The 14676-nt window shown below is 72.8% G+C and carries 13 protein-coding genes; 4 read left to right on the top strand and 9 right to left on the bottom strand.

Annotated features, from left to right (window positions below; all coding sequences use genetic code 11):
* Positions 1–34 precede the first annotated feature (34 nt).
* Genes AC07FT_RS29375 through AC07FT_RS29385 form a run of 3 tightly spaced genes read right to left on the bottom strand, consistent with a single transcriptional unit; the run spans position 35 to position 2993 of the window.
* On the bottom strand, positions 35–712 hold the full coding sequence (locus tag AC07FT_RS29375) for a response regulator transcription factor (protein ID WP_479178971.1): 678 nt from the start codon (positions 710–712) through the stop codon (positions 35–37).
* Positions 709–2004 carry a sensor histidine kinase gene (locus tag AC07FT_RS29380; protein ID WP_479178972.1) on the bottom strand — a complete coding sequence of 432 codons (1296 nt, stop codon included), beginning with the start codon at positions 2002–2004 and terminating at the stop codon, positions 709–711. Before AC07FT_RS29380 ends, AC07FT_RS29375 begins: the two co-directional genes overlap by 4 nt.
* Positions 2001–2993: a hypothetical protein gene (locus AC07FT_RS29385; RefSeq protein WP_479178973.1), complete on the bottom strand. Its 993-nt coding sequence runs from the start codon at positions 2991–2993 to the stop codon at positions 2001–2003. The genes AC07FT_RS29380 and AC07FT_RS29385 overlap by 4 nt, the downstream gene beginning before the upstream one ends.
* A gap of 235 nt (positions 2994–3228) precedes the next feature.
* Here AC07FT_RS29385 and AC07FT_RS29390 point away from each other — a divergent pair, with 235 nt between their 5' ends.
* The gene (locus AC07FT_RS29390; protein WP_479178975.1) at positions 3229–4779 is read left to right on the top strand and encodes an aldehyde dehydrogenase (NADP(+)); all 1551 of its coding nucleotides are present in this window, start codon (positions 3229–3231) and stop codon (positions 4777–4779) included.
* Positions 4780–4915: 136 nt separating this feature from the next.
* Positions 4916–5962, top strand: coding sequence for an aminotransferase class V-fold PLP-dependent enzyme (locus AC07FT_RS29395; RefSeq protein ID WP_479178976.1), 1047 nt, complete (start codon positions 4916–4918; stop codon positions 5960–5962).
* Positions 5963–6043: 81 nt separating this feature from the next.
* On the opposite strand, the gene thpD is transcribed toward AC07FT_RS29395, so the two are convergent.
* From thpD to ectA, 4 genes are all read right to left on the bottom strand, one after another.
* On the bottom strand, positions 6044–6931 hold the full coding sequence (thpD, locus tag AC07FT_RS29400) for an ectoine hydroxylase (protein ID WP_471202238.1): 888 nt from the start codon (positions 6929–6931) through the stop codon (positions 6044–6046).
* Between the two features lie 4 nt (positions 6932–6935).
* Positions 6936–7340: an ectoine synthase gene (locus AC07FT_RS29405; RefSeq protein ID WP_254742688.1), complete on the bottom strand. Its 405-nt coding sequence runs from the start codon at positions 7338–7340 to the stop codon at positions 6936–6938.
* 40 nt (positions 7341–7380) lie between these two features.
* Positions 7381–8646, bottom strand: coding sequence for a diaminobutyrate--2-oxoglutarate transaminase (ectB, locus tag AC07FT_RS29410; RefSeq protein WP_254742685.1), 1266 nt, complete (start codon positions 8644–8646; stop codon positions 7381–7383).
* A gap of 140 nt (positions 8647–8786) precedes the next feature.
* Positions 8787–9332, bottom strand: a complete 546-nt coding sequence (gene ectA / locus AC07FT_RS29415) for a diaminobutyrate acetyltransferase (protein WP_471202234.1) — start codon at positions 9330–9332, stop codon at positions 8787–8789.
* 451 nt (positions 9333–9783) lie between these two features.
* Here ectA and AC07FT_RS29420 point away from each other — a divergent pair, with 451 nt between their 5' ends.
* Both AC07FT_RS29420 and AC07FT_RS29425 read left to right on the top strand, forming a co-directional pair.
* Positions 9784–10896, top strand: a complete 1113-nt coding sequence (locus tag AC07FT_RS29420; RefSeq protein ID WP_471202232.1) for an amidohydrolase family protein — start codon at positions 9784–9786, stop codon at positions 10894–10896.
* A 212-nt stretch (positions 10897–11108) separates the two neighbouring features.
* A complete protein-coding gene (locus tag AC07FT_RS29425) occupies positions 11109–12002 on the top strand; it encodes an SCO1860 family LAETG-anchored protein (protein ID WP_479178978.1) in 894 nt (297 codons plus the stop codon).
* A gap of 659 nt (positions 12003–12661) precedes the next feature.
* Here the strand turns inward: AC07FT_RS29425 and cobC are convergent.
* Together cobC and AC07FT_RS29435 are read right to left on the bottom strand one after the other, a co-directional pair.
* Positions 12662–13714, bottom strand: a complete 1053-nt coding sequence (cobC, locus tag AC07FT_RS29430) for an Rv2231c family pyridoxal phosphate-dependent protein CobC (protein WP_479178979.1) — start codon at positions 13712–13714, stop codon at positions 12662–12664.
* A complete protein-coding gene (locus AC07FT_RS29435) occupies positions 13704–14546 on the bottom strand; it encodes a sirohydrochlorin chelatase (RefSeq protein ID WP_471202451.1) in 843 nt (280 codons plus the stop codon). Before AC07FT_RS29435 ends, cobC begins: the two co-directional genes overlap by 11 nt.
* Positions 14547–14676: the final 130 nt, after the last annotated feature.

Here is a 14676-nt window from a genome sequence, read left to right on the forward strand (position 1 = left end):
CTCCTCCCCAGCAGACCACCCCCGGGGCCGGATGTCAGCCGGGGGTGACGAACCCGCACTCGTACGCCGCGATGACCGCCTGGGTGCGGTCGCGGACGCCGAGTTTGGCGAGGACCGAGGCGACGTGGGTCTTGACCGTGGCCGGGCCCACCGCGAGCCGCTCGGCGATCTCGGCGTTGGTCAGCCCGCGGGTGATCAGCCGCAGCACCGCGGCCTCCCGCTCGGAGAGCCGGCCGAGGATCCGCGCGGCCCGGGGGTCGGGCTCCGCGCGGCTGGCGGCGTGCTCGGCGGCCAGCGCCCGTACGGCCGCGGGGAACAGCAGCGAATCGCTCCGCGCCACCAGCCGCACCGCCTCCACCAGCTCCTCCGCGCGGGACCGCTTGAGCAGGAAGGCGCTGGCCCCGGCGCGCAGCGCGTCGTACACGTAGGCGTCGTTCTCGAAGGTCGTCACCACGATGATGCGCGGCGGCTCCGGAACGGTGCGCAGGATCTCCTCGGTGGCCCGGATGCCGTCCCCCTCGGGCATCCGGACGTCCATCAGCACCACGTCCGGCCGCAGCCGCAGGGCCAGTTCGGCGGCCTCGGTGCCGCCGCCCGCCTCGCCCACCACCTCCAGGTCCGGTTCGCTGGAGAGGATCGCGCGCAGCGCGGTGCGCACCATCCGCTCGTCGTCGGCGAGGAGCACCCGCAGGGCGGGCCGCGGGGCGGTCACCGGGAGACCTCCAGGGGGAGCCGGACCGTCAGCTGCCACACCTCGCCGTCCTCGCCGTCCGGTCCCCAGGTGCAGACGCCGCGCAGCAGTGCCGTCCGCTCGGCGATCCCGCGCAGTCCCCGGCCGCCGCCGGTGCGCCGCTCCCGGGCGGTGCCGTCCACCGGGTTCTCCATGCTGATCTCCAGCTCCTTCCGTGGTCCGTCCCCGTCCGCGGTCCAGGTGATGCGCAGCCGCACCGGCACCTGGCCCGCGTGGCGCAGCGCGTTGCTCAGCCCCTCCTGCACGATCCGGTACGCCTCGCGGGAGACCACCGGGGGCAGCGTGCCGAGCGGGCCGGGCGCCGTCAGCTCGACCGGGATGCCCGCGGCGCGGGTGAGGTCCAGCAGCCCCTCCAGATCGGCGAGGGTGGGGGAGGGGGCGGTGGCCGCCGCGGCCCCGTCCTCGCCGTCCCGCAACAGCCCGAGGACGGTGTCGAGTTCGCCGACCGCGCCCCGGCTGGTCTCCTCGATGGCCGCGAGGGCCTGCCGGGCGAACTCCGGGTCGGCGTCCAGCACTTTGCGGGCGGCGCTCGCCTGGAGGGTCACCGCGCTCAGAGCGTGGCCGACGGAGTCGTGCAGCTCCCGGGCGAGGCGGTTGCGGGAGGCCAGCCGGGCCGCCCGTGCCTCGGCGGCGGCCAGTCGTTCGGCCGGGACCGCGCCGAGCAGTCCGGGCGCGCAGCGGGCCAGCAGCGCCCCGGCGCCCACCGCGATCGCCACCACCACGGCCAGCAGCAGGAGTCCGGCGGCTGGGGCGGCCACCGGGACGGCACCGTCCCATGCGGCCGGCCAGCCCAGCTCCCGGGCTTCGGAGGCATCGGCGAACGGCAGCGACAGCAGCAGCAGCGCGGCGGGCGGCAGGGACAGCGTCACCGCGCTGACCAGCCCGCCGACCGCGAGGTGCAGGACGTACCAGAGGGAGGTGCGGCTGCGGGCGTCCCAGGAGGTGGCGGGGGCGGTGGCGAGTTCGGCCGACGCGGGCAGCCCGCACAGCGAGCGCGCCGCGGTCGCCTCCAGCGTCCGCACCAGCGGGAAGAGCGCGGTGACCGCGGCCGGTGGCAGCGCGGCGGCGTAGGCGGCGAGCTGCCATTTCAGCGAACTGAACGGGTTGGCGCCCCAGACCGCCGACAGGACCACGGTGGCCAGCAGGAAGTACGGCATCAACAGGGCGCCGCCGAGTATCAGATGCACCCACCGCAGCCGGGTCCGCCGCCCCAGCGCCGCCCGTGCCGTCCGCCGCCGCCACGCGCCGGTCACGGGGTGCCGCACTCCACGGCGAGGGCCGCGCGGACGGCGTGCCGCCGTGCGCCGAAGAAGTACGCACCGGCCGTGAGGACCAGCAGCCCGACGATCATCTGCCCAGCGTAAGTCACCTCCATCAGCGCCGTCGGGGTTTCGGCCTCCTCCCCGGCCGTCAGCCCGGCCACTGTCAGCCAGGCGCCCCAGCAGGCCAGCGCCCCCGATCCGATCCAGACCAGGCCCAGCGGAACGGCCAGCCGGACCCGCCCTCCGGCGCGGAAGGCGACCATGAGCAGGCAGACGGCGGTGACCAGGGCGAAGAGCGCGAACATCGCCTCCAGGACGTAGAAGTCACCGGTCCGGTGCCCGGCCCTGTCCTCGCTCAGCCCGGTGGCCGAACCCGCGGCCCAGAGCAGGTGCACGGCGGCGGGCAGCAGCAGGAGCGCGGCGGTGAGCACGGCGGTGACGCGCTGTGCCGTACGGGCCGGGCCCCGCTCGGGCAGATCGGCGATCCGGCCGCGCCACAGATGTCCCCAGCGGTCGCGGGCGTACGGGACGAACAGGGCGCCCAGGGCGAGCCCCTGGACGATGAATCCGCCGTAGACGACGCCGTAGACCCATTCGGCCAGGAACTCCCCCCGCCCGTCGGTCCCGTCGGCACGGCCCCCGCCGAGGCCGACGGCACGGGCCGCCAGCTGGGCCGGGAAGCCGATCATGATCGGGGCGAGCAGACCACAGGCGGTCCAGACCGGCAGGGCCAGCAGCCAGGCGGGCACCCGCCTGCCCCAGGGCCGGGTGAACAGCAGGGCGAGGGCGACGACGGCGGCGTCCATGAGGAGGGTGACACCGTTGATGACGAGCATCGTGGTGCGCCGTCCGGGGGCGAGCAGGGCGCTGTCCTCGGGGATGCCGAGATGACTGCCCGCCATCCAGGCCGTCTTGAGCGCGATGTACGGCAGGACGGAGACGATGGCGACGGCACGCAGGACGGATCGGGATCGGGTCATGTCCTCCAGTGTTCCGCCCCGCCGCCCCCGCGCGCCTCGCCTCCGGAGGTGATCCGCATCCGCCGCGCGGGGGAGTGCGGCGTCCTCCTCGCACGGGCGTCGGCACCGCCTTGACCCCCCTGTTCGGCCGGTCATAGAGTCCCGGGGAATGCAGCATCCGGGGGCCGTTCCGCGTATCGCACAGCGGTCGGGACGCGAGGCGCGAGCAGTGGATACCCAGCAGGAGGAACCCTCGGTGTCAGCACCAGTGTGGAGCGTCGACCCCCGGACCGGAAAGCAGCGGGAACAGGTGGCCGTCGAGGCCACCGCCGATGAGGTGGACCGCGTGGTGTCGGCCGCCCACGCGGCCCGTGGCGCCCTCGCCGACCGCACGGCGCGCGCCGCCCTGCTGCGCACCGCCGCCGGCCTCCTGGACTCCGCGCGCGACGTCCTGGTCGAGGCCGCCGACGCGGAGACCGCGCTCGGCCCGGCCCGGCTCAACGGTGAACTCGCCCGTACCACCTACCAACTGCGGTCCTTCGCGGACGTGGTGGACGACGGCGGCTTCCTGGACATCCGCATCGACCACGCCGACCCCGCGCAGACCCCGCCCTGGCCCGATCTGCGCCGTCACAAGGTCCCCCTCGGCGTCGTCGCCGTCTACGCCGCCAGCAACTTCCCGCTGGCCTTCTCCGTACCCGGCGGCGACACCGCCAGCGCCCTGGCCGCGGGCTGCCCGGTCGTGGTCAAGGCACACCCCGACCACCCCGCCACCTCCGAACTGGCCGCCGCCACCCTGCGCCGCGCCGCCGAGCGGGTCGGTCTGCCCACCGGACTGATCGCCGTGGTCCACGGTTTCGACGCCGGTCTCGACCTCGTCCGCCATCCGCTGGTCGCCGCCGCGGGCTTCACCGGTTCGATCCGCGGCGGGCGCGCCCTGTTCGACGCCGCCGCGGCCCGGCCGGTGCCGATCCCCTTCCACGGCGAACTGGGCAGCCTCAACCCGGTGGTGGTCACCGAGGCCGCCGCCGCCGAGCGGGCCGAGCAGCTCGGCGCGGGCCTCGCGGGCTCCATGACGCTGGGCGTCGGCCAGTTCTGCACCAAGCCCGGCTTTGTCCTCGCGCCCGCGGGGGAGACCGGCGACCGGCTGGTCACCGCCCTCACCGACGCGGTCAGCAACACCGACCCCGGGGTGCTGCTCGACCACCGGATGCGCGACGCCTTCCTCGCCGGAATCCTCGAGCGCGCCGAGCTGCCGGAGGTGAAGGCCCCGGTCACCCCGGGCGCGGGCAGTGAGCACACGGTCAGCGCGGGCTTCCTGACCGTCCCGGCGCGGCTGCTCGCCGAGGAGGGGCCGCACGACATCCTGCTGGAGGAGTGCTTCGGCCCGGTGACCGTGGTCGCCCGTTACGACGACGACGCCGACATCACCGCCGTCCTCTCCCGGCTCCAGGGCAATCTCACGGCCACCGTCCAGATCTCCGCCGCCGAGGCCGAGGAGCCGGACGGCCGGGCCGCCGCCCTCCTGGCCGAGCTGACCCCGCTCGCGGGCCGGGTCCTGGTCAACGGCTGGCCCACCGGTGTCGCCGTCGCCCCCGCCCAGCACCACGGCGGCCCCTACCCGGCCACCACCTCCACCTCCACGTCCGTCGGCGGCACCGCCGCCGAGCGCTGGCTGCGGCCGGTCGCCTACCAGGACACCCCGGCCGCCCTGCTGCCGCCGGAGCTGCGCGAGGACAACCCGCTGGGGCTGCCCCGCCGGGTCGACGGCGTCCGCGAGCAGAGGAGCCCGGACCCGACCGGCTGATACCGGTCCGCACCCCCTCCTCCCCGGGCGCCGAGAGAACATCGCAGGTCAGAGGGGATCCATAAGGATCGCTTGAAGACATGCGTCAACAACGCGCAATGGACGTGGGGGTGCGGTCGTCCCATAGTGGATGGGCATGGAGAGCCTGTCCGGCGCGGAGTTCGCGCCACAGACGACGTACCTCAACACCGCGTCCAGCGGTCTGATCCCCGCACGCTCCGTAGCCGCCATGAAGGCGGCCCTCGACGACGCGGCGGCCGGGGGCCCCGCCGCGGACGTGGCCTTCCAGGCCGTCGAGGAGACTCGCGCCGCCTACGCCCGGATCGTCGGTGTACCGGCCGACCGGGTCGCCACCGGCGGCTCGGTCGCCGTCTTCGCCGGAATGATCGCCGCCTCGTTGCCGTCGGGCGCCGAAGTCCTGGCCGTCGAGGGCGACTTCAGCTCCCTGGTCAACCCCTTCGCCGTACGCCGTGACCTCAAGCTGCGCACCGTCCCGCTGGAGGAGATCGCGGACGAGGTACGGCCCGGCACCGCGCTGGTCGCGGTCAGCGCCACCCAGTCGGCGGACGGCCGGATCGCCGATCTCGAGGCGATCCGCGCGGCCGCCCGCGCCCATGGCGCCCGCACGCTGGTGGACACCAGCCAGGCCGCCGGATGGCTGGCGGTCGACGCGGCCGACGCCGACTACACCGTGTCCGTCGGCTTCAAATGGCTGATGTGTCCGCGCGGGGTCACCTTCCTGACCGTGCCCGAGGACCTGGGCGGCCTCACCCCGGTCTTCGCGGGCTGGGTCGCGGGGGAGCGTCCCTGGGACAGCTGCTACGGACCGGTGGCCGAGCTGGCCCACTCCGCGCGCCGTTTCGACGAGAGCCCGAGCCTGTTCTCCTACGTGGCCGCCCGGCACTCCCTCGCCCTGGTCGAGGAGCTGGGCACCGGGGCCATCGCCGCCCATGACCGCGCGCTCGCCGACCGCTTCCGCGCCGGGGTCACCGCACTGGGCCACACCCCGGTGGCCGCCCCCGGTTCGGCGATCGTCTCGGTACCGGGACTCGGGGACGCCGCGGCCCGGCTGGCCGAGCGGGACGTCTACGTCTCGGCGCGGGCCGGGAACCTGCGCGCCTCGTTCCACCTGTACAACACGGCGGCCGAGGTGGACCGGCTGCTGGAGGTGCTGGCGGGCTGAGCCCGCGGGTCCGGACACGCCTGAGGGGAGCCGGGACGTCCCGGCTCCCCTCAGGCTCACACCTGCGTCAGCTGTGCCGGCTCACCGCACGGGGGTGAAGTCCCGCGCGCCGATGTACTCCGGCCGGCGGATGGGCGCCGCGAACGGTTCCACCGCCGTGTTCTCCACGCTGTTGAACACGATGAAGACATTGCTGCGCGAGTAGGGCGTGATGTTGTCACCCGAACCGTGCATGGCGTTGCAGTCGAACCAGGTGGCCGACCCGGCCTTGCCGGTGAACAGCTTGATGCCGTGCTTGTCGGCGAAGGCGGTGAGCGCCTCGTCCGACGGGATGCCCGCATCCTGCATCTGCAGCGACTTCTTGTAGTTGTCCTTCGGCGTCTCGCCCGCACATCCGAGGAACGTGCGGTGCGAACCGGGCATGATCATCAGCCCGCCGTTGGTGTCGAAGTTCTCGGTCAGCGCGATCGAGACGGACACCGTCCGCATGTTCGGCAGACCGTCCTCGGCGTGCCAGGTCTCGAAGTCCGAGTGCCAGTAGAAGCCAGAGGCCCCGAAACCCGGCTTGACATTGATCCGGCTCTGGTGGACGTACACGTCCGAGCCCAGGATCTGGCGGGCCCGGCCCACCACACGCTCGTCGCGGACGAGGTTCGCGAAGACCTCGCTGATCCGGTGGACCTCGAACACCGACCGGACGGCCTTCGACTTCGGCTCGATGATCGAGCGTCCGTCGGCGCGCACCTCCGGGTCCTGGGTCAGCCGGTTCAGCTCGTTCCGGTAGACCGCGACCTCGTCCGGGGTGATCAGCTCGTCGATCGCGAGAAAACCGTCGCGGTCGAAGTCGCTGAGATCGGACTCCATGATCGGGCCCGGGGCGCCGGGCTCCGACCACACCACCGGGTCCACCCGGGGTGTGGCCACCTCGGTTGTTCCTCGGGTCGGATACAGGTCAGTGACCGTGGTCATCAGATCAGACCTCCTCGTCCTCTGTGATCAGCGGGTATACGCCGTTCTCATCATGATCCTCCCGTCCGGTGATCGGGGGGTTGAAGACACAGACGCAGCGGAAGTCGGTCTTGGGCCGCATCGTGTGCTTCTCATGGCCGTCCAGCAGGTACATGGTGCCGGGCGTGATCCAGTGCTTCTCGCCGGTCTCGTCGTTGGTGAGCTCCGCCTCGCCCTCGACACACAGCACTGCCTCGATGTGGTTGGCGTACCACATGGAGGTCTCCGTGCCCGCGTACAGCACGGTCTCGTGCAGGGAGAAGCCGACCTTCTCCCGGGCCAGCACGATGCGCTTGCTCTCCCAGGTGCCGGTCTTGGCCTTGACGTGGCGTTCGGTGCCCTCGATGTCCTTGAAGGATCGGACGATCACGGTGAGTTGCTGCCTTTCTCTGTGGTGCTGTTTCGGAAGGTCAGGCGGTTTCGCGGACCGCGCGGGCGAGGGTCCGCAGGCCCTCGTCCAGCTCCTCGGGGGAGATGGTCAGCGCGGGCAGCAGTTTGACGACCTCGCTCTGCGGGCCGGAGCTCTCCACGAGCAGCCCGAGCTCGAAGGCGCGGCGGCACACGGCGGTGGCGCGGTCCTTGTCCTCGAACTCCAGGCCCCAGACCAGACCGCGGCCACGGAAGTGGGCGCCGGACTGCTCCTCGTCGCAGATGGCGCGCAGCGCCTGCTCGACCTGCTCGCCGCGGGCCACCGTCTGCTTCTCCATCTGGCCGTCGGACCAGTAGGTGTCCAGGGTCGCGGCGGCGGTGACGAAGGCCGGGTTGTTGCCGCGGAAGGTGCCGTTGTGCTCGCCCGGCTCCCAGATGTCCAGCTCGGGCTTGAACAGGCACAGCGACATCGGCAGGCCGTAGCCGCTGATGGACTTCGAGACGGTCACGATGTCCGGGGTGATGCCGGCCTCCTCGAAGGAGAAGAAGGCACCGGTACGGCCGCAGCCCATCTGGATGTCGTCCACGATCAGCAGCATGTCCTGGCGCTCGCACAGCTCGGCCAGGGCGCGCAGCCACTCGGGGCGCGCGACGTTGATGCCGCCCTCGCCCTGGACCGTCTCGACGATCACGGCGGCGGGCTTGTTGAGGCCGGAGCCCTGGTCCTCGAGCAGCCGCTCGAACCACAGGAAGTCCGGCACGGTGCCGTCGAAGTAGTTGTCGAACGGCATCGGGGTGCCGTGGACCAGCGGGATACCGGCGCCGGCGCGCTTGAACGCGTTACCGGTGACGGCCAGCGAGCCCAGCGACATGCCGTGGAAGGCGTTGGTGAAGGAGACGATCGCCTCGCGGCCCTTGACCTTACGGGCCAGCTTCAGCGCGGACTCGACCGCGTTGGTGCCCGTCGGGCCCGGGAACATGACCTTGTAGGGCAGGTCACGCGGGCGGAGGATGTTGTTCTGGAACGACTCCAGGAACGCGCGCTTGGCGGTGGTGGACATGTCGAGCCCGTGCGTCACGCCGTCGCGCTCGATGTAGTCGATCAGTGCGCGTTTCAGCACCGGATTGTTGTGGCCGTAGTTGAGCGACCCGGCACCGGCGAAGAAGTCGAGGTAGGTGTGGCCGTCCTCGTCGTACATGTGGCTGCCCTGGGCGCGGTCGAAGACCGCGGGCCAGCCACGGCAGTAGCTGCGCACCTCGGACTCCAGGGCCTCGAAGACGCTCAGGGCGGGCGGGGTGATGGTCACAGCATTCTCCTGGGAGATGAGTGTTGCAAGGGGGTGCGGAGGGTGTGGTGGTGGGATGGAGAGAGTTCGGGGCCGCCGCGGTCAGGGGCCGCGGCGGGAGCGGCACCGGATCAGCGGTGATCCGGACCGCCGGGACCGGATCAGGGCCGGTCGGCGAGGGGGCCGATGCGGTACAGCACCTCGGGCTCATGTCCTCCGTCGGGGAACAGCTCACCGTGGAAGAGCACCTCACGCTCCACCGGCGCACCGTGCCGTTCGGCGAACGAGGTGAACAGCCGGTTCGAAGCGGTGTTGTCCGGGGTGATCGTGGTCTCGATGCCACGGACCCCCTTCCCCGCGACGCGCTGGGTCAGCCCGTCGAGCAGGGTGGCGGCCAGTCCGCGGCCGCGGAATGCGTCGTCGACGGCGACCTGCCAGACGACGAGCGTCTCGGGGCGCTCGGGGCGGATGTAGCCGGTGATGAAGGCGACCGGTCCGCCCGTGGCGTCGCGGGCCACCACGGAGGTGGCTGCGAAGTCACGGCACCACAGGAGGTAGCTGTAGGAGGAGTTGAGGTCCAGGGTCTTGGAGTCGCGGGCGATTCGCCAGATCGCGGCTCCGTCCTCGACGCGAGGTGTGTCGAGGGTGAGCCCCTCCGGCAAATCCAATTCTTCGCTACGGGCTAGGTCTGCTTGTGCGGCGGTCATGCAAATTAAATTTACCGAGCTGAATCGGAAAATGCATCGTGGGGAGGGGTTACGCGAAGGGGGGTGGCTGTGTTATCACGCGGGCACGTGCGTACGCGCGGCGGATCGCTGAAAAGCATTGGTTTGTACGGGAGTTAGTGGGGCGAATCCCCGGGCGTGTGGAGTCTGTCACATCTGCGTAACCGGCGCGTAGCGGGCCTGAATTCTGGGTTCCGGAGCGTGGGAAAAATCTGGGTTTAAGGTTCCGGGGACGGGGCAGACGATGATGGGAAGCTGTACTGGGAATGCGTCACGAATTTATCTTTTGGCGACCCCGAATTCAATCATCCCCGAGATGTCCGAAGGAGCACCGCGGTGAAGTCGCCGGGAAGTCCGCGGGAAGTCACCGCGACGTCCTGGAGAAGATCGGCGCGGAACGCCCGGGCAATCGGTGTCTCGTACAGTGCGTGACATGAGGGATAGCGCGGTGCTGCACATCAAGGGCAGGGTCCTGGTGGGGCCGGGGGACGAGCACGCTGCCGGGGGTGGTGTCCGGGACGAGATGTGGGTGGTCGACGGCAAGATCACCTTCGAGCGTCCGGCCGGGGCCCGGGACGTCCGGCTCGTCGAGGGCTGGGTGCTGCCCGGTCTGGTCGACGCCCACTGCCACGTCGGTCTCGACGCCCACGGCGCCGTCGACGAGTCCACCAGCGAGAAGCAGGCGCTCACCGACCGTGACGCCGGGGCGCTGCTGCTGCGGGACGCCGGGTCGCCCGCCGACACCCGCTGGATCGACGACCGCGAGGATCTGCCCCGCATCATCCGCGCGGGCCGTCACATCGCGCGTACCAAGCGTTACATCCGCAACTACGCGCATGAGATCGAGCCCGAGGACCTGGTCGCCTATGTCGCGGCGGAGGCCCGCCGCGGTGACGGCTGGGTCAAGCTGGTCGGTGACTGGATCGATCGCGAGACCGGCGACCTGGCGGCCTGCTGGCCGCGCGGCGCGGTCGAGGCGGCCATCGCCGAGGCCCACCGGCTCGGTGCCCGGGTCACGGCCCACTGCTTCGCGGAGGAGACCCTGGCCCCGCTGGTCGAGGCCGGGATCGACTGCATCGAGCACGCCACCGGGCTGACCGAGGAGACCATCCCGCTCTTCGCGGAGCGTGGTGTCGCCATCGTGCCGACGCTGGTCAACATCGCCACCTTCCCCCGGCTCGCCCTCGGCGGCGAGGCGAAGTTCCCGCGCTGGGCGGACCATATGCGCCGGCTGCACGCACGCCGCTACGAGACGGTGCGCGCGGCCTACGACGCGGGCATCCCGATCTTCACCGGCACCGACGCGGGCGGTTCGCTCGCCCATGGCCTGATCGGCCAGGAAGTGGCCGAGCTGGTGAAGGCGGGCATCCCGGCCCGGGACGCGCTCTCCTCGGCCACCTGGGGAGCACGCGCCTGGCTGGGGCGGCCGGGCCTCACCGAGGGGGCCGCGGCGGACTTCGTGGTCTACGAGACGGATCCGCGGGAGGACGTTCGGGTGCTGACATCGCCGCGGCGGGTGGTGCTGCGCGGGCGGGTCGTGGCCTGACGCATTTTCGATCAGCGCATCGAACTCGGCGCCGAACCCCACCCGTTGGGATGAACGGACCCCATGTGGCCGCCTGTTTACCCTCGGTGCCGCAAATATGGCGTGGTCGAGGCCGTCGGCGCCCGTGGAGTCCCCCGCGGCAGGCGCCGGCGGCTCCATGTCTCCAGTGGGGGTCAACTCACGTGTCCAGTTCCAGCAGTACCTTCTTCGGCATGCCCGCTCGCCGTCTGGCGGCCGTCACCGCCGCCGCGGCCGTCTCCGTCCTGGGCGCCCTGCCCGCGGGGACCGCGCATGCCGACACCGCCAAGACCACCGGCAAGGCCGACGCGGTCGTGCTCCGCACCGACCTCGACGTCGCGCTGCTCAACAAGACGGTGTCCGCACCGCTCGCCGTCGTCCTCAACGAGGTGCACGCACCGCAGACCGCCAGTAAGACGGCGCTCTCCGCGACCCTGGACGGGGTCGACGGCGGCAAGCCGTTCAATGTGCTGCGCGCCGATGTGGCCACCGCGAAGGCGGCCGTGGACAAGCAGCGTGCCGAGGGCTACTCCAACCTCGTCAACGCCAAGGTCCACGTACCCGGTCTCGCCACGATGCCGCTCATCCAGGTGCAGCAGGTGACCTCCAAGGCGGTCTGCGCCGCCGGGAAGCGGCCCACGGCCGACTCCAACCTGCTCGGCAGCGCCACCGTGCTCGGGAAGAAGATCAACCTGACCGCGGGCGGCACCACCACGGTCGACGTGCCGTCGGTGGGCACGGTCCGGCTCGACCTGTCGAAGACCTCGGTCACCTCCCGCACGGCGGCGGCCACGGCCCTGAACCTCAAGGTCTCGGTCAACCCGCTCAAGCTGAACGTCTCCGAGGTCAACGGCCAGGTCACCCTGGTCCGCGCGACCTGCGAGACGCCCGCGGCGGCGGATGAGCCGGAGGCCCCGGAGGTGGGCAGCCAGGCCAAGCCCGACCCGAAGCCGGACAATCTGGCGGAGACCGGTGGCAGCTCGGCCACGCCGTACCTGATCGGCGGCGGCGCCCTGCTGCTGGCGTTGGGCGCGGCCGCCGTCGGCCTGTCCCGCCGCCGCCGCGCCGGGGCGGACGCCGACGCGTAACCGGCGTCCCGGCCCCGGAGCCGTTGCCCTTCCGGCCCCGGGGCCGGAAGGGCGGGCCGGTCCGGTGGCACCGGGCCCAGCGACCGCACCCTGACACGACGCGGGCGGCGTCGGCCATCTCGGGCCAGGGCGGCAGGCGGACCGATCCGGATCGGCCCGAACCGGCCGGGTCCCCTGGCCGGTTCGGGTGTCGCACCCTTGCGGCGACAGGCCGGGCCGGTCCGTGGGGCGCCGTCCCGGCACCCCGGCCCGTCATCCCGCCGGTCACGGACCGGTCCGTTGGGCCGGGGCCCGGTATCGAGCGCGGTCGGCGGGACCTGGTCCGGGCCGGCCCGGACCGGGTCGTGAGCTCGGAGGCCCCGCGGTCGTCGTCCGCCACCCGCGACCAGGGCTTGGGCAGCCCCTCTTCGTATCCATTGGCCCGGATCCGGTGCCGGTGGTCCCAGAGCGGGCCGAACCAGCCGTCGGGGATGGCCGGTTCGGGCGATGACCGGCTTGCCGGAGGCGGAAGGTCAGGGCGGCGGTGCGGTGGTTCCGCTCCGTGGGCCCGGGGCCAGCACCCCGGGCTCACGGCCGGTGGCGCCGGGCCGGGGGCTGGGTCGGGTGCCGGCCTCCGGTTCCGGTGCCGCGCCCGTCCGGCCGGGCCCGGCTCGCGCGTCTCAGCGGGCCCGGTCCGCCAGTGCCTTGGACAGGGCGATGACGAAGCGGTCCGTCGTGGCGCGGTCGCGGACCGCGAGCCGCAGCCAGTCCGGGCCCAGGCCCGGAAACGTGTCACCGCGCCGGACGGCGAAGCCCAGCTCCCGCAGCGCGTCGCGCAGCGCGGCCGCGCCCGGGACCCGGATCAGCAGGAACGGCCCGGCCGCCGGGCCGCACACCCGCACCCCCGGGAACTCCGCCAGCCGGGCCGCCAGATGAGCTCGGTCGGCCGCCGTCCGCTCCGCCGCCCGCTCCGCCTCGGCCAGCGCCGGAGCCGCACAGCACGCCTCCGCGGCCACCAGAGCGGGCGTGGACACCGGCCACAGCGGCTGCACCCGCTCCAGCGCGCCGATCGTCCCCTCGTCGGCGAGGACGTAGCCGATGCGCAGTCCCGCCAGCCCCCAGGTCTTGGTCAGACTGCGCAGCACCACCAGCCCCGGTACATCGGTCCGGGACGCCAGCGACTCCGCCTCACCCGGCACGGCGTCCATGAACGCCTCGTCCACCACCAGCGTCCGCCCCGGCCGGGCCAGTTTGGCCACCGTGCCGGCGGGGTGCAGCACCGAGGTGGGGTTGGTGGGGTTGCCGAGCACCACCAGATCCGCGTCCCGCGGCACCGCCGCCGGGTCCAGCCGGAAGCCGTCCCGTTCGTCCAGGACCACCCGCTCCACCTGGTGCCCGGCGTCCCGCAGCGCGGCCTCCGGCTCGGTGAACTGCGGATGCACCACGACCGGCCGCCGCGCGGAGACGGCCCGTGCCAGCAGGACGAACGCCTCCGCGGCTCCCGCCGTCAGCAGCACCCGCCCGACCGGCACCCCGTGGCGCGCCGCGACCGCCGCGCGGGCCGCCCGCCCGTCCGGGTACGCGGCGAGTCCGTCCAGGGACGCGGCGATCCTGGCCTTGAGCCACTCCGGGGGCGTATCGGACCGGACGTTGACCGCAAGGTCCGTCAACGCGCCGTCGGCACCGCGGACTTCGGCGTCCCCGTGGTGCCGGAGATCGAACTCAGCGGACATCGGCGTGTGCGTCCGGGTGGGCGAAGGCGTGGTCCTCGGAGCTGAAGCCCGCCCGGTCGGAGGCGTCCGCCGCCTCCTCGTAGCGCGCCATGACGACCTCCAGCAACGCGTCGGCCGGGCCGATGGCGTCGGCGGCCAGCACCTCGACCTCGGGGTGGGCCAACTGCCAGCCCTCCGCCTGCTGCCGCACCCGCTCCAGCGCGTCGCCCGGGAAGACGGCGTACGGCAGCACGATGACGCGGCGCGCCCCGAGCCATGCGCAGCGGTCCAGACCGGCCGGCACGTCCGGCGCGGCGAGGGAGGCGAAGGCGACCTCGACGCCCGCGAAACCGCGGCCCTCCCACAGCATCCGGGCCGCCCGGTGCACCTCGGCGTTGGCCTCGGTCAGCGGTGAACCGCCGCCCACCAGCAGCACGGTGGTCCCGGCCCGGTCCGACACCGGCCGCGGGCCGCCGCCCAGCGCCTCGTCCAGCCGCCGTTCCAGTACGTCGAGCAGTGTGGGGTGGGGGCCCAGCGCGGGGGCGCAGGAGAACGACACCTCGGCGTGCCGCTCCGCCTCCTGGGCGAGCGCGGCGGCTATGCCGTCCCGGGGGTGCTCCACGGGTATCAGGGTCAGCGGTACGACGGCGAAACGGGTCACCCCGTCCTCGACGAGGCCGCTGACCGCGTCGGACAGGGGATACGCGCCGCCGCCCGGTCCGGTGAGGCCGCCCCCCACGGGCAGGTCCGGGTGGCGGGCGGTCATCTCCTCGACGAAACGTCGGAAGACGGCGGCGCGCCCGTCGTCCCGGGTGCCGATGCCGGCGATGAGCAGCGCTGGCGGAGTCGTCACGAGCTCTCCTTGGTGGTGCAGGTAGTGCGGGGTCTCACGGCGAACGGGGATGCGACGGGGGCCGGTTCGCCCCGGAGACGTTACTGAGGGATCCCGCCCCGCGCGACAGCAGGGCACCACTGCCCGTCCT

The organism is Streptomyces sp. NPDC045899 (genome assembly GCF_056431485.1).